Source organism: Kitasatospora purpeofusca (genome assembly GCF_000718025.1).
GTDB lineage: Bacteria > Actinomycetota > Actinomycetes > Streptomycetales > Streptomycetaceae > Kitasatospora > Kitasatospora purpeofusca.
Genome location: NZ_JODS01000052.1, coordinates 22,186 through 37,651, shown reverse-complemented (window position 1 = coordinate 37,651; position 15,466 = coordinate 22,186). Strand labels below are relative to the sequence as shown.

Annotated in this window: 9 protein-coding genes and 1 riboswitch; of the genes, 6 read left to right on the top strand and 3 right to left on the bottom strand. The window is 74.1% G+C overall.

What is annotated here, in order from left to right:
- Window positions 1-90: 90 nt before the first annotated feature.
- A complete protein-coding gene (locus IF01_RS0139480; RefSeq protein WP_030398476.1) occupies window positions 91-720 on the bottom strand; it encodes a LysE family transporter in 630 nt (209 codons plus the stop codon).
- Window positions 721-949: 229 nt separating this feature from the next.
- Here IF01_RS0139480 and IF01_RS0139475 point away from each other — a divergent pair, with 229 nt between their 5' ends.
- The gene (locus IF01_RS0139475; protein ID WP_030398475.1) at window positions 950-1,213 is read left to right on the top strand and encodes a hypothetical protein; all 264 of its coding nucleotides are present in this window, start codon (window positions 950-952) and stop codon (window positions 1,211-1,213) included.
- Here the strand turns inward: IF01_RS0139475 and IF01_RS0139470 are convergent.
- Entirely contained in the window at window positions 1,197-2,513 is a 1,317-nt protein-coding gene (locus IF01_RS0139470) for a cytochrome P450 (protein ID WP_030398474.1), read from the bottom strand. The genes IF01_RS0139475 and IF01_RS0139470 overlap by 17 nt on opposite strands.
- Window positions 2,514-2,813: 300 nt before the next feature.
- On the opposite strand from IF01_RS0139470, the gene IF01_RS50685 reads away from it, so the two are divergent.
- The 3 genes from IF01_RS50685 to IF01_RS0139460 all read left to right on the top strand — a co-directional run bounded on the left by IF01_RS50685 (window position 2,814) and on the right by IF01_RS0139460 (window position 9,682).
- Window positions 2,814-3,875 carry a hypothetical protein gene (locus IF01_RS50685; protein ID WP_244215780.1) on the top strand — a complete coding sequence of 354 codons (1,062 nt, stop codon included), beginning with the start codon at window positions 2,814-2,816 and terminating at the stop codon, window positions 3,873-3,875.
- Complete coding sequence (locus tag IF01_RS51295; RefSeq protein WP_279617296.1) at window positions 3,776-9,091, top strand: DNRLRE domain-containing protein; 5,316 nt, start codon at window positions 3,776-3,778, stop codon at window positions 9,089-9,091. Before IF01_RS50685 ends, IF01_RS51295 begins: the two co-directional genes overlap by 100 nt.
- Window positions 9,092-9,202: 111 nt before the next feature.
- Window positions 9,203-9,682, top strand: coding sequence for a hypothetical protein (locus IF01_RS0139460; RefSeq protein ID WP_030398473.1), 480 nt, complete (start codon window positions 9,203-9,205; stop codon window positions 9,680-9,682).
- A 119-nt stretch (window positions 9,683-9,801) separates the two neighbouring features.
- Here the strand turns inward: IF01_RS0139460 and IF01_RS0139455 are convergent, their stop codons facing one another.
- Window positions 9,802-12,996: a M28 family peptidase gene (locus IF01_RS0139455; RefSeq protein ID WP_030398472.1), complete on the bottom strand. Its 3,195-nt coding sequence runs from the start codon at window positions 12,994-12,996 to the stop codon at window positions 9,802-9,804.
- Between the two features lie 463 nt (window positions 12,997-13,459).
- Between IF01_RS0139455 and IF01_RS0139450 the strand changes: the two genes are divergently transcribed.
- Entirely contained in the window at window positions 13,460-14,890 is a 1,431-nt protein-coding gene (locus tag IF01_RS0139450; RefSeq protein WP_051757143.1) for a helix-turn-helix domain-containing protein, read from the top strand.
- Between the two features lie 167 nt (window positions 14,891-15,057).
- A riboswitch (SAM riboswitch) is annotated at window positions 15,058-15,181 on the top strand.
- 34 nt (window positions 15,182-15,215) lie between these two features.
- Entirely contained in the window at window positions 15,216-15,374 is a 159-nt protein-coding gene (locus IF01_RS48810; protein ID WP_157855485.1) for a hypothetical protein, read from the top strand.
- Window positions 15,375-15,466 lie beyond the last annotated feature (92 nt).

The window sequence follows — 15,466 nt, the reverse complement described above, 5'->3', positions numbered from 1 at the left end:
CGGGCCGACAAATCCCAAACAGGACAGTCGAAACGTCAGTCAGTGCTCGGGTCAGACCCGCCAGCAGCGTCACCACGTACATCATCACTGTCAGTGCTGGAGGGCGAGGCGGACGGCCAGGGCGAGGACGACCAGGTTGCCGGTGAGGCCGGTGAGGAGTCGGCCGCGGGGGCCGGTGAGGAGGCGGCGGAGCAGGGCGCCGCCGGTGGCGAGCAGGGCCTGCCAGCTGGCCGAGGCGGCGAAGGCGGCCAGGACGAAGACCAGGCCGGGCCCGAGGCTGCCGGGGCCGGTGCGGCCGCCGAGCACCAGGGCGCTGAAGTAGACCACGGTGAGCGGGTTGAGGAGGGTCAGGCCGAGCAGCGAGGCGTAGGTGCGCCAGGGGGAGGCCGGCGCCGGCGGCGGGGGGCCGGCCGGGTCCCGGTCGGCCCGGTGGGTGCGGAGGGTGGCGCGCAGCCCGTGCGCGGCGAGGAGGACGAGGACGGCCGCGGCGGCGAGTTCGAGGGCGCCGGCGGCCGGTGCGAGCAGCGGGGCGAGCGTCGCGCCGCCGATCAGCGCGAGCAGGGCGTACAGGCCGTCGGCGGTGGCCACGCCCAGGGCGGCGGCCAGGCCCCGGGCCAGCGAGACGCGGGAGGCGAGGGTGACGATCAGGACGGAGATCGCCCCGACCGGCACGGCGATGCCGTAGCCGGCGAGGAGCCCGGAGAGCAGGGCGTCGGTCATGGGGGTTCCGGTTCGGGCGGTGGCGGGGCGGGGAGGGGAGGGGTGGTGGCCGGGAGCGTAGTGCGCGGCCGCCGTGCCGGGCCACCGGTTTTGTCGGACAGGTCCCCGGTGGCCGATCGGCGGGATTCGGTCCGGTGACCGAGTCTCCGGGGGTGTCCGGTGTTTCCCTCGGGAGTGATCGGGAGCGATCGGGAGCGATCGGGAACGGTCCGAGGAGAGGGGGGTCGTGATGAGGACGCGGCTGTGGCCGGTACTGCTGGCGGTCTGTCCGGCACTGTTCGCGGTGGCGACGAACCTGGTGACCAACCAGGTGTCGTTGTCGCCGCTCTGGTGGGCGGTGGTGGCGGCGGGGTGCGCGGTGCTGGCCGGGGTGCTGGTGTTCCAGACCTACCGGGAGCTGCGCGGTCCGCGGCCCGCGCCGGTGACGGCGCCGGTGCCGCCCGGGCCGGTGGCCGCGCCGCCGGGCCGTTCGCCGCTCAGCCCGCCGCCGTGAGCACCACCGGCGTCGGGCCGTCCGGGCGGACGGTGATGCTGTAGACCGCCCCGGCGGGCCGGTCGAGGAAGCGCACCGTGAAGGCGGGCAGCAGGAGTTCGAGCACCGCGACGGACTCGCGCAGCGCGAACTGGGTGCCGAGGCAGGCGCGCGCGCCGAGGCCGAACGGGAGGTAGCCGCCGAGCTGTGCGGGGCGGCTGCCGCCCGGGCCGAAGCGGGCCGGGTCGAAGCGCTCCGGGTCGGGCCAGAGCGCCGGGTCGCGGTGGGTGAGGTAGGGGCAGACCAGCAGGTCGGTGCCGGCCTCGACGCGGTGGCCGGCCAGGGTGTCGTCGGTGAGCGCGTGCCGGGGGAGGATCCAGGCGGACGGGTAGAGCCGCAGCGTCTCGGAGACCAGGGCCTGCACCGCCTCGCGCCGCTCGGGCGAGCCCTCGGGGCCGGCGTCGAGGGCCCACCGGCGGGCACCGGGCTCGCGGTCGAGCAGCAGGTACAGCCAGGTGAGGGTGGTGGCGGTGGTCTCGTGTCCGGCGACGAGCAGGGTGACCAGCTCGTCGCGGATCAGCCGCTCGGTGTACTCGGGGTGCTGCTCGGCCGCGTCGAGCAGCACCCGCAGCACGCCGGGGCCGTCGGGGCCGTCCTCGTGCCGGCGGGCGGCGGCGATCGCGGCGTGCGCCACCGCGTCGATCCGGGCCAGGTCCTCGGCGACGGCCCCGCCGGCCTGCTCGCCGTCGGGGAGTTGGGGGAGGGCGGCGACGACGGTGGCGATGCGGTCGAGCTCGCGCTCGGTGGCCGGGTCCAGGGGGTGGCCGGTGAGCGCCCGCCAGATGGTGTCGAGAGCGAAGTGCCGCATCTCGTCGCCCAGGTCGATCTGCTCGCCGGTGCGTGCGTACCCGGCCCAGCGGTCGGCGGCGCGGCGGGCGGCGGCGGTGATCCGCTGCTCGTAGCGGCGCATCCCGGGGCCGGTGAACTGGGCCTGGAGCATCCGCCGTTGGCGCTTCCAGGCCTCGCCGGTGGCGGTCAGCACGCCCTCGCCGGCGAGCATCCGGGCCCGGTGCGAGCGCTTGACGTACCGCTCGGGGTGGCGGCCGAGGACGTGCTGCACGGCCTCCGGGTCGGTGACCAGGACGGTGGGGCGGGGGCCGATCCGGAACGCGGCGACGCCGCCGAGGCGCTGCCGGGTGCGGGCCAGCAGCTCGATCAGCTCGGCCTCCTCGGTGCGCCACTCCTCGACGGCCTCGGGCGGCAGTTCGGGGACGGGCGGGGCGACGGCGGGGGAGGGGCCGGGGTTCGCGGTGGTGGTCACGGGGGTTCCTCCTCGGTCGGCGGCGGGCTGGGGGAAGCCCGGCCGGGTCGGACGTCCGGCCGCGGTGTCCGCGCTGACTTTACGTCAGTGGGACCCGTCCGCGTGACCGCCCGGACACCGGGCGTCAGTTCGGTGAAGCCAGGTGAATCCCTTGTGGAGCTGGATCACGATTGCGCCGTTACCAGCTGGTAATGATCATGAGTGCCCCTTTTACCGGGATTTGGGACTCTGTTGGCGTGCGATTGGAATTCCCTATGCTCCGTCTCCGCCGTCCCCAATGACGGCCGGTCAGGAGATCCCATGAATCACGCCATACCCGGTGGCACTCCCCGCAGATCACCTGCGGTCCTCCGGGCACTGAGCGGAACGGTTGCGACGGCGGTGGCGGTGGCACTGCTCGCCGGCACCCAGCCCGCCCTCGCCACCCCCGCCACCGACCCGGCCCGGCCCCAGCAGCCGAACGTCAACGCCAGCGCCGCCGGCACCGCCGCCGACCTGCCCTCCGCCCGGATCGCCGCCAGGCTCTCCGGCAAGCGGGTCGAGGCGCTGTCCGAGCGCACCGAGACCTCGACCACCTGGGTCGACAAGGACGGCACCCTCACCACCGACCTGTTCGCCGGACCGGTCCGCTTCCAGCGCGACGGCAGGTGGACCGACGTCGACCTCACCCTGCAGGCCGCCGCCGACGGCTCCGTCCAGCCCAAGGCGCACCCCCGCGGCCTGCGCCTGGCCGGGGCCGGCGGCGAGCGGGTGAAGAACCTCAAGGACGCCCAGGCGGCCGGCGCCGCCGCCGAGGGCCAGGACGCCGGCCGGCAGGCCCGCAGCCTGGTGACCCTCGGTTCCGGCGACCAGCAGGTCGAGCTCCAGTGGCTCGGCGGCCTGCCGAAGCCCGAGCTCGACGGCACCCGCGCCACCTACCGCGACGCCGTCGCCGACGGCGCCGCCGACCTCGTCGTCGAGGCCACCCGCACCGGCTTCGAGCAGTTCGTGACGCTCAAGCAGCGCCCCGCCGCGGCCGGCTTCTCGTACACCATGCCGCTGCTCGCCAAGGGCCTGAGGGCCGAGGCGCAGCCGGACGGCGGCGTGCTGTTCACCGACCGGAAGACCGGGGAGCAGCGCGCCGTGCTGCCCGCACCGGTGATGTGGGACGCCACCGCCGCGCCCGGCTCCAGCGAGCACCCCCACCAGGCCAAGGTCGGCCTCGAGGTCGTGCAGCACGGGTGCAGAAGGGCGAGACGGTCGACTGGTCGGCCGACACCGAGATCTACTGGGGCAACTCCGGCACCAAGAACGCCGACGGCAGCTCCCGCGAGGCCCGGGCGTTCATCAACTGGAACACCGGCCCGATCGCCGACGCGCTGATCACCAAGGCGACCCTGTCGCTGTACAACTTCCACTCCGGCAACAGCGACTGCCTGCCCTACACGTGGGAGGTCTGGGACACCGGGCTCGCCTCCACCGCCTCCCGCTGGACCGCCCAGCCGGCCTGGAACAGCAAGAAGGCCACCTCCACCGAGACCAAGGGCCGCGACGCCTGCGGCGGCGACGGCTGGATCAACGCCGACGTCACCAACCTCGTCCAGACCTGGACCTCGGCCAAGAACACCACCTCCGGCATGGGCCTGCGCGCCCCGGACGAGGTCTCCACCAAGTACTGGAAGGAGGTCAACTCCGCCAACGCCGCGAGCAACGTCCCCAAGCTGTCGGTGACGTACAACTACCGTCCGCGCACCGGCACCGACCAGCAGGCCGGTTCGCCGTTCTACAAGGACACCGCCGGCACCTGGTGGGTCAACTCGACCACGCCGACGCTGCGCGACACCTTCGTCGACCCCAACAACGACAAGGTCGACGGCACCTTCCAGATCTTCGACAACGTCACCAACGCGCAGGTCGGCAATGTCCTGGTGTCCCCGTACGTGCCGAGCGGTCAGCCCGCCTCGGTGACCGTCCCGGCCGGGCTGCTGGCCAACGGCAAGACGTACCGGTTCCGCACCTCGCCCTACGACGGCCTGCACTACAACAACAACTGGTCGGCCTGGGCCTACTTCACCGTCGACACCTCGGCGCCCTCCGCGCCGACCGCGATCACCTCGACCGACTACCCGTCCGGGCAGTGGGTCAAGGGCGCGGGCCAGAGCGGTGTCTTCACCGTCACCCCGCCGAGCGGCGACCAGAGCGGCCTGGAGTGGTCGCTCGACGGCACCACCTGGACCGAGGTCGCCACCAACGGCGCCACCGGGCCGGTCGCGCTGACCGTCACCCCGGCCAAGGCGGGCACCAACACCCTCCAGGTCCGGGCCACCGACCGGGCCGAGAACAAGTCCGAGGCCCTCTCCTACACCTTCCAGGTCGGGGCCGGCGGCGTCACCGCGCCGAACGAGGCCACCCGCACCGCCGCCCGCGTCCCGCTCGCGGCCGAGGCCGACGGCGCCAAGTACACCGCGGTGGCCTTCTCCTGGCGCCGCTCCGACGCCGACGCCTGGACCACCGTCCCGGCCGCCGACGTCACCAACGCCGGCACCCCGCTCACCGCCTGGCCGGTCGCGCTGACCGCCGGCAAGAGCCCCGCCCTGGTCTGGAACGCCGCCGCCACCGTCAACCCGGACGGCCCGGTCCAGCTGCGCGCCGACTTCACCGGCCCCAACGGCGCCGCCGTCTCGGCCGAGCCGGTGCACGTGGTCGTCGACCGCAAGGCCGACGGCGCCACCACCACCCAGGCCGGACCCGGCACCGTCAACATGCTCACCGGCGACCTCACCGTCAGCACCACCGACGCGTCGTTCTTCGGCATGACGGTCAGCCGCACCCACTCCTCCCGCGACCCGTACGCGGCCGCCAACCAGACCGGCCGGGCCGCGATCTTCGGCCCGGGCTGGCTGTCCGGCGTCGGCGCCGACTCGCTCGGCACCGGGTTCACCGAGATCCGCCGGACCTCGGCGACCTCGCTCGACCTGGCCGCCGGCGACGGCACCTCGGTCGGCTACACCGCCAACGCGGCCGGCAACGGCTGGGTGCCGGAGCCCGGCAGCGAGCACCTGACCCTCAAGGGCTCCTTCGCCTCCGGGGACTTCACCCTCTCCGACACCGACGGCGCCGTCCTCACCTTCGCCAAGGCCGACCCCGCCGCCACCACCTGGACGGTCGCCACCAGCCTGATGGACGGCCTGTCCGACACCACCAGCAGCATCGTCAACGAGACGGTCACGGTCGGCGGGAAGACGCTGACCCGCCCGCGGATGCTGATCGCCCCGACCACCGCCGTCCCGGCCGCCACCTGCTCGGCCGACCCGACGGCCAAGGGCTGCCGCCTCCTGCAGCTGGTCTACGGCGCCGCCACCACCGCCACCGGCACCACCGACCCGGCGACCTTCGGCGACTTCGCCGGCCAGGTCAGCGGCATCAAGCTCTGGGCCACCGCGCCCGGCGCCGCCAACGCCACCGCCACCGACGTCGCGGCCTACCGCTACGACAGCACCGGTGCGCTGCGCCTGGCCTGGGACCCGCGCCTGGGTACCTCCTCCACCACCCGGTACGACTACGTGACCGGCGGCGGCGCGGCCGGCGCCCTGGACGCGGTGCTGCCCCCGGGCGTCACCGGCGGCTACCACATGGCGTACGGCAACGTCCCCGGCACCGCCGCGGCCGGCGAGGGCATGCTGACCAAGGTGTGGACCAGCACGCTGGCCCAGGGCACCACCGCCACCGTCAACGGCACGGCGACGACCAGCTACGTCTACGGCGTCCCGCTGACCGGCACCAAGGCACCCGAGAACCTCTCGGCCGCCGCGGTCGCCGGCTGGGGCCAGACCGACCTGCCCACCGACGGCACCGCGGTGTTCCCGCCCGACCAGGTCCCCGCCTCCGCCAACGGGGCCGACCTCGGCGCGGGCGACTACAACCGCGCCGTCATCGGCTACCTGAACGCCTCCGGGCAGCAGGTGAACTCCGCCGCCCCCGGGCACCGGATCACCACCACCGAGTTCGACCGCTGGGGCAACCAGGTCCGCAGCCTGACCGCCGCCAACCGTGAACTCGCCCTCGGCTCCGGCACCGGCGCCCAGGCGAAGCTCGCCGACCTCGGCATCGACACCCTGCCCTCCGCCGAGCGCGCCGCCCTGCTGTCCACCACCACGGTGTACAGCGCCGACGGCCAGCGCGAGACCGAGGCCCAGGGCCCGCTGCACCGCGTCACCCTGGCCACCGACGCCGTCTCGGGGGCGGCCGTCGTCGCCAACGGCGGCAGCCAGGTCGTCGCCCGCACCCGGACGACGAAGACCTACGACGAGGGCCGCCCGACCGACGGCACCGCCAAGGTCAGGGACCAGGTCACCACCACGGTGACCGGCGGCTGGCTGCGCGCCTGGCCGGACGTCTTCACCGAGCAGCGCAGGGACACCACCGGCTTCGACTGGGCGCTCGGCCTGCCGACCCGCACGGTCCAGGACGCCGGGGGCCTCGCGCTCACCACCGTCACCGGCTACGACGCCAAGGGCCGCACCGTCTCCACCTCGCTGCCCGCCTCGACCGGCTCGGACGCCGGCACCACCCTCACCACCTACTGGACCGCCACCGGCACCGGCCCCTGCGCCGGCCGCCCGGAGTGGGCCGACATGCTCTGCCGCACCGCCCCGGCGGGCGACATCACCGGCGGCGGCTCCAACCCGGCGCAGACCGTGACCAAGACGGTCCAGTACGGCCTGTTCGGCCAGATCGCGCAGACCGACGAGACGGCCAACGGCTCCACCCGCACCACCGTCATCACCCCGGACGCGGCCGGTCGCGCCGCCTCCACCAGCGTCACCGGCGGAGTCGGCGCCACCGTGCCGGCCGTGACGGTCAGCTACGACCCGGCCAACGGCAAGGTCACCCGGCAGACCTCCGCCACCGGCGGCACGATCAGCCAGGCCTACGACGCGCTCGGCCGCCTGGTCTCGTACACCGACGCCGACGGCGGGGTCACCACCACCGAGTACGACGCGCTGAACCGGCCGGTGAAGACCACCGACAGCGTGCCGTCCACCACCACCTACGGCTACGACACGGCCGTCGACCCGCGCGGCACCCTCACCTCGGTCACCGACTCGGTGGCCGGCACCTTCACCGCCCGTTACGACGCGAACGGCGCCCTCGCCACCCAGGGCCTGCCCGGCGGGTACACCCTGACGGTGGGCCAGGACCCGTCCGGCGCGGCCGTCAACCGCACCTACACCAAGGACGCCGACGGCACCGTCGTCATGGTCGACGGCATCACCGAGACCGTCCACGGCCAGTGGGCCACCCACACCGGCACGCCCGGTGTGACCGCGGCCCAGACCTTCGGCTACGACGGCGCCGGCCGGCTGGTCAACGTGCAGGACACCTCGGTCGACGCGGTGTGCGTCAACCGGGCCTACACCTTCGACCGGAACACCAACCGGACCGCCCTCGCCACCGCCACCGCCGCCCGCGGCCTGGCCTGCACCACGGCGGGCGCCACCACCCGGACGTCGGCCTACGACAGCGGGGACCGCCTGCTGGACGCCGGCTACGCCTACGACGCGTTCGGGCGCACCACCACGCTGCCCGGCACCGCCCTGGCGTACTTCGCGAGCGACCTGGTGCAGCAGCAGACCACCGGCGCCTCCCGGCAGACCTGGACCCTCGACGCCAACCAGCGCCACCGCGCCTGGACCGCCGAGACCAACAGCGCCGGAACCTGGACGGCCACCGCCGCCCGCGTCAACCACTTCGCCAACGACGGCGACGGCCCGCGCTGGATCACCGAGGACGCGGCCGGCAACGTCACCCGCAACGTCGCGGGACCGGGCGGCGAGCTGGCGGCGACCACCGCGCGGACCGGTGCCACCAGCACCGTGCTGCAGCTCACCAACCTGCACGGCGACGTCGCGCTGCGGCTCCCGCTGGACACCGCCGTCGCGCCGACCGTGCTCGACCACGACGAGTACGGCAACCCGCGCGCCGGCCAGCCCGCCGTGCGCTACGGCTGGCTCGGCGGCCAGGTCCGCTCGGACGAGACCCCGAGCGGCCTGACCCTGATGGGCGTGCGCCTGTACAACCCGGCCACCGGCCGCTTCCTGTCCACCGACCCGGTGGCGGGCGGCAACGCCAACGCCTACGAGTACACCCACGGCGACCCGCTCAACCGCTACGACCTGGACGGCCGCTTCGACTGGCGCCGCCACTACGAGGAGGCCAAGGCCTGCGGCCGGCTCGGCATCTGGGGCTGCGCGTTCGCGACCACCATCTCCGGCATCGCGCTGAAGATGACCGGCGGCGGCGCCCGCAACAACGCCACCCGGCACTTCATGTGGCAGTCCGCGCTGACCTTCTTCTTCGGCTACTACGCGGCCAAGCGGATCGGCGACGCGCACGAGTACGGTGAGAAGTGCCCGCGCAGCGGGCGGTGCGACACCGACATCGACAAGCACAACAACTCGGTCGCCCGGAACTTCGCCAGCAGCTGGGGCGGCTGGCGGATGATGTTCGTCTCGTACGTCTGGTACGGCCTCTACGGCCTGATGTACAACCTGCGGGCCTACGGCCGCTACTACTACGACGTGGGGGTGCTCTGGTAGGCCTCCGCTGAGAGACGGGGACGGCGTACGCTCCGGCGTGCGCCGTCCCGCCCTCTCCGTCCCTCCCTCTCCGCCCCGCCCTCTCCGCCCCGCCCACGAACCGGAGTCCCCGTGACCGCCCCCCGCCGGACCCTGGCCGCCACCGCGGTCCTCGCCGTGCTCGCCCCCCTCGCGGCCGCCGGGTGCGGCGTCCTCCCCGGCGCCGACCGCTGCGGCGGGCAGCAGCCGCGGCTCACCGCCCTCCAGCACCTGGACGAACTCGCCCTTGCCCCCGCAGGCTCGCGGCCGGTCGACGGCCCCGAGCCGGACGCCGAGTGCGTCGACGGCGACGGCGAGAACATGCTGACCGCCGGACTCACCTACGGCTACCCGGACACCATGGCCCCGGTCCACGCGTACTACGCGGCCGAGCTGCCGGCCCGGGGCTGGACGCCCCGCCGGACCGGGGTGGTCGGCGACAGCTGCTACGGCAGGGAGACCGCCGCCGGCGCCACCCTGCTGCGGATCAGCGGCCCCAAGCTCGGCCAGCCCAACGGGCGCTACCTGCTGACGGCCGAGGCCGCGATCGAGGGTGAGCCCTCCTGCGCCTGAGCGCGCACGCCCGGCTGCCGTCCGGGCGTGCGCGCACAAGCGGCGGTGCCGCGGTCCGTCCCCCTCGACGAACCGCGGCACCGCCTTTTTCATCCCGTCCCGGAGACGATCCGGTCCGCTCAGATCGCCTGCCAGAGGGCCGGGACGATCGGGGGCTCCCAGCCCACCTGGGCCGTGTGGCCCTGGAGGCACCGGTAGCTGATTCCGTTGTAGGTGACGGTGTCACCCGCCTTGTAGGTGGTGCCCGCCGCCCAGGTGCCGTTGCCCGGGCCCGGGTCGGAGGTGACCACCAGCGAGTAGCTGCTGGAGTGGGAGACCGAACCGGTACCGGTCACGACCAGGTTGTAGGTCGTGGCGGGGACCGACGCGGCGACCGAGATGTTCAGCGTCGCGGAGCCGCCCGACTGCACCGAGGCGGGGCTGACGGTGGCGGTCACACCGGCCGGCGCGCCGGTGACCGTGAGGTTCACGGTCTGGGCGGTGCCGGAGGTGGTCGCGGTGTTCACCGTGGCGCTGGTCGACTCGCCCGGCTTGACGCTTCCGGTGGCCGGGTTGACGTTGACCGAGAAGTCGTTGCTGGGCACCGGGCCGCTGCCGACCGAGGTCTTCCACAGCGTGTAGGCGACGCCGTCGGCGCTGCGGTCCAGCATGGTGGCGTTGATGTTGCTGGTGGTGTCGCAGGCGGAGTGGTAGCAGGAGTCGTACGCCCGGTTCGCGGTGCCGCCCCACTTCGCCGCCTGGTTGGCGGTCTTGGTGGCGCTGGCGCCCGCCGCGTAGCCCGAGGTCGGGATGCCGGCGGACTGGAACGAGGCGTCGTCCGAGCGGCCCTGGCCCTCGACGTTCTCCTCCGGCTGGAGGTTCAGCGAGTCCCAGTAGGCCTTCATCGGCGCCGAGGTGGCGGAGTTGACGTTGTTGATGAAGTAGCCGGCGTTGGGCGAGCCGACCATGTCGAAGTTGTAGTAGCCCTTGATGGCGCTGCGCTGGGTGGAGCCCAGCTGGCTCACGTAGTACTGCGAGCCCTGCAGGCCCTGCTCCTCACCGGTCCACCAGGCGAAGCGCACGTGGCGGGTCATGGTGGGGTTCTGCTGGGCCAGCGCGAGCGCGGTCTCCAGCAGGACGGACGAGCCGGAGCCGTTGTCGTTGATGCCCGGGCCGGCGCTGACGCCGTCCAGGTGCGCGCCGAACATGGTGACCTGGTCGGCGGGGCCGCCCGGCCAGTCGGCGATGAGGTTGTTGGCGGTGTAGGTGCAGGAGCCGCAGGTCTGCTCGCTGACCTGGTAGCCGGCGGCGACCAGCTTGGCCTTCACATAGGCCAGCGACTGGCTGTAACCGGCGGTGCCGGTACGGCGGTTGCCGCCGTTCTGCGAGGCGATGGTGTTGAGCTGGGCCAGGTGCGCCTGCACGTTGGCGACGCTGATGTCGGGCGCCTGCCCGGTGGGGCCGCCGCCGCCGACCGTCAGCGTGTACTGAGCGGTGTGGGTGGTCTGGCCGGTACCGGTGACCGTGATCACGTAGCTTCCGGGCGCGGTGGTGGCGCTGGTGGAGACCGTCATCGTCGCGTTCGTCCCGGACTGGATCGAGGCCGGGTTGAAGCTGACGCTCGCGCCGCTCGGGGCGCCGGAGGCGGTGAGGTTGACGGTCTGGGCGCCGCCCTGGGTCACCTGGGTGACGACCGTCGTGGTGGCCGAGGAGCCGGCCTGGACGCTGCCGGCGGTCGGGTTGGTGCCGATCGAGAACTCCGGCCCGGTCGGGCCGTCGCACTTCGGGTCACCGGTCTGGGCGGGCACGCTGACCGCGTCCCAGGCCGCCTTGGTGCGGTTGAACAGGTTGCAGGAGGGGTCGAGGCTCTTGGCCGCGGTCAGGGTGGTGGTCCGGTACTTCTTGTAGGTCATGCCGCTGGTCTTGAGCAGCATGCCGCCGTAGAAGACCCGGCCCGCGTCCTTGATGCCGACGCCGGTGACCGCGGAGCTGTTGCACGTCGGGCTGGTGGGCTTGCCGCCGCCCGGGTTGGAGCCCTCGGCGAGCAGGTAGAACCAGTGGTTCAGCGGGCCGGCGGCCGCGTGCACCTCCGTGCTCGGGATCGAGGAGGAGTAACAGTTCGGGTCGCCGTTGACGAGCGAGGGGTTGGCCATGTTGCGGATCGGGCCGCGGCCGACCAGGTTGATCATCTCGCCGACGGTGTAGTCCGGACTGTCGTACGGGGAGGGCTCGTTGGCGTACGCCTCGGTGAGCGCGCCGAAGATGTCGCCGGTGCCCTCGCCCAGGCCGTTCTCGTTGTTGGCGCCGCCGGGGGTGTACTGGTCGATGCCGTGGCCGAACTCGTGGCCGACGACGTCGATCGAGGAGATCCACTCGTTGGCGTTGTTGTGGCCGATGGAGACCGAGGAGCCGTCCCAGTAGGCGTTGACGTCGTTGAGACCGACCTTGACCGGCCAGCTGCCCCCGGTACCGTTGTGGCCGTTGCGGCCCAACCAGTCCTTGAGCATGTCCCATTCCTTCTGCGCCGCGAACATGACGTCGCCGCAGCCGGTCTCCTTGCTGGTGGGGCTGCCGTTGCCCCAGGAGTCCGAGGACTTGGTGAACACCTGGCCGGTCGCGTTGTCGGCGCAGGTCAGGCCGGGCCGGCTCGGGTCGCGCAGCGAGTAGCTGCTGCCCGAGCCCGTGGTGCTGATGGTGACCGGCGCCGGGCCGTTCCACTTGCTGTTGACGGTCCCGGCCCGGACGTCGTCGTAGCTGTCGACGACCTCGCCGTTGCGGGCGTCGACGAAGACGTGCAACGTGCTCGGGGCGCTCGCGGTGCGGCCGGTGAGCACGGTCTCCCAGGCGAGCCGCCCGGTGCCGTCCTTGACCCGGACGACCAGCCGGCGGGACTGCACGCCGTCCACGGTGGCCAGCTTGGTGCGGGCGGTGCGCTCCGCGTTGGCGGCGCTGATCAGGGCGGTGGTGGGCACGCCTATCGCGCCGGTGTTGGCGGACTGGGAGCCGTGCACCTTGCCCTGACCGTCGGCGATCACGACGGCGTCGCCGCCGACCACCGGCAGGCCCTTGTAGCTGCGCTCGTAGGCGACCGAGTAGAGACCGCCCAGCCAGGGGGTCACGGACTGGCGCTCGTAGGTCTCGCCGGGGCCCTTGGCCAGGGCGTCCAGGCCGGCCGCGGCCGCCTGGTCGGCGGCGTTCACGGCGGCGGCGAGCGCGCTGGGGGGTGTCGGCGCGGCCGCACCCGCGGCGGCGCCGGCCTGTCCGACCGCGGTGGCGGTCAGCATGCCGGCCAGGACGGTCAGGGTGGTCCCCGCCGTCAGCAATCTGCGTTTCATTCCGAGGCTCCTCGAACGTGGGGGTGCCCGACCGCGGACGGTGCGCCGGAGGGGCGCTCACCGCAGGACGCTGGGGGGACTGGATCTGTGGGCGTCCGCGCTCGGGTGCCGGAACCCTCACACGCCGTCATGGCACGGTCAACGGGCTGGACGCGCGGAACGGGGGGTTGGCAAGTTCCGTCAAGTGCTGTCCGCGTGCGTCAAGGAGCCTTCGGAGCACGGGAGCTGACGGTAGGAAAGGCGTCCGAGCAGGTCGGAGTGCTCGGAGAGGTCGAGACCGGTGGTCCATGAGGTAGAGACCAATGGAGAGGAGAGGTTGAGACCATCCTGTGGAGAGGTTGAGACCAGAGCGCGGAAGTGGTTGAGACCACATCATGTACGGCGGGGGTCCTCGTCCAGTACCGTCCTCCTCAGCGGACCTCTCCCACCGGAGGGCCCGGAACGCACTCGGGAGGGCAGCCCCGTGCACCGCAACCGGGCGGCGACCACGCCCGTCGAGGACCACCTCTGGCAGGCCTTCGGTCTGCGGCTGCGCCAGTGGCGCCGCCGCGCCGGACTGACCCAGGCCCAGCTCGGCGCCGAGATCGGCTACGACCACACCGCCGTCAGCAAACTGGAGCACGGCACCCGCCGCACCAGCCCCCGGATCGCCGACCGCCTCGACGACCTGCTGCACGCCGGCGGCGAACTGCGCGCCGCCTGCCGCCTCGCCGAGGAGGGCCCGGCCTCGGCCGCCGTCCCCGCCTCCGCCGTCGCCTCTGTCGCCGCCGAAGCCCTGGCGGCCCCCGCCCCCGGGGACTGGACCCGCCCCCCGCTGCCCGGCCCGCCCGTCGCCGCCCTCGCCCCCGTGCTGCCCGCCGGCCTCGCCGCCCACCTGCCCGACCGCCTCCCCGACTACGGGCTGCTCTGCCCCCTCCACGACGCCGCCGGCTGCGCCGTCCCCGCCGCGCCCGACCTGGCCGCCCTGCACACCGCGTTCCGCGCCGCCGACCCCGACACCGCCGCCCCGGTCGACCCCGACACCGCCCACGCCCTGGCCGGCCTGCTCGCCGCCCACCTGCGGGCCGGCGACAGCCCCACCGCCCCCGGCACCGCGGCCGTCGAGGACACCCTGCGGGTCGTGCTGCGCCGCCTCGCCGCCCACCCGGCCGGTCCCGACCGCCGCCCGCTGGCCCGGCTCGCCGGCGAGTACGCCCACGCCGCCGGCGCCCTGCGGATGCAGGACGGCCGCAACGCCACCGCGATGGCCTGCTTCACCCGCGCCCTCGGCTGGGCCGAACTCGCCGGGGACCACGCCACCCAGGTGGCCGCGCTCAGCGACATGAGCTTCCTCGCCCGCCTCGACGGCGACCCGGAGGCCGCCCTCGGCTACGCCCGCGAGATCTCCCGGGTGGCCCCCGCCCGGCACTGGGCCGGCGCCATGGGCCAGATCGCCCAGGCCCGCGCCCACGCCATGACCGGCGACGTCCGCGCCACCGTCCGCCACCTCGGCCGCTCCCGGCTCCACCTCGACCACATCGGCGTCCACGACGAGTCCGACGCCGCCTGGCTCTCCATCGCCTCGATGCGGCTGCGGGTCGAGGCCGGGGCCGCCGCCGCCCTGCGCGACGCGGCCGCCGCCGTCGACGACCCCCGGCTGGCCCGCCGCGCCGTCGACGCCGCCGAGACCGCGCTGGCCCTGCTCGCCCCCGACCAACTGCCGTCCGCTCGCCTGCTGTTCACCGTCCGGGTGGCCGACTGCCACCTGCTCGCCCAGGACCCGAGGGCCGCCGCCGACCTGCTCGGGCCGGTGCTCGCCGCGGCCGGTGGCGGGGTGGACGGGCTGCCGCCGCTGGTCCGGCGCGAACTCGCCGGGCTGCGCCGCCGACTGGCCGGGCACGGCCTGGCGGGCTGAGCGGCGGGAGTGTCGCGGGGGTGGCCCGGGGGCGGTCAGGGGGCGCGGGCCGCACTGTGGCGGGCGTGTTGCGCGACCGTTGCGCCCCGTGGTGAACCGGCCGGTGGGCCGGATTCCGGGGTCCGGCCGATTGACGCGCTCGCCGGGCGCTTCCTAGACTCGGAGGCGGCGAAGAGTGTCAGCCCCAAGGCCCCGGCCGGCTGACCGGCAACCCCCACACTGCGGTGGGGTGCCCCGGGGATAAGCCAGGTGAGGGTCCGTCCGACCGACGGACCGTCACAAGCGCGGTTTTGGGCCCGGGAGGGCGCGGGGGACGGAGAACGTCGTGGCACAGCGGGCAGGCGGACAGTGCGCCGGTTCGCAGCCGTCGTCGCTCATCGGTTCGCGTACGACGTCCGCCGCCCCGCTGCTCGGTGCCGACCTCCGCCTGGTCGCCCGCCTCGACGTCGACCTGCTGCGGCGCGCCAGCTCCCTCTGTCGCTGAGCCGGTCGGCCGGCCGGGCGTCCCCGCCCGCCCCGGTCGGTCCGTCCGATTCCCTCGCCCACGAACCCGCGCGAGGAGGAGCGCCCAGCGGC

Coding starts and splice junctions, on each gene's coding strand:
- IF01_RS50685 (WP_244215780.1), top strand. CDS start 2,814: ATGAATCACGCCATACCCGGTGGCACTCCCCGCAGATCACCTGCGGTC.
- IF01_RS0139480 (WP_030398476.1), bottom strand. CDS start 720: ATGACCGACGCCCTGCTCTCCGGGCTCCTCGCCGGCTACGGCATCGCC.
- IF01_RS0139455 (WP_030398472.1), bottom strand. CDS start 12,996: ATGAAACGCAGATTGCTGACGGCGGGGACCACCCTGACCGTCCTGGCC.
- IF01_RS0139475 (WP_030398475.1), top strand. CDS start 950: ATGAGGACGCGGCTGTGGCCGGTACTGCTGGCGGTCTGTCCGGCACTG.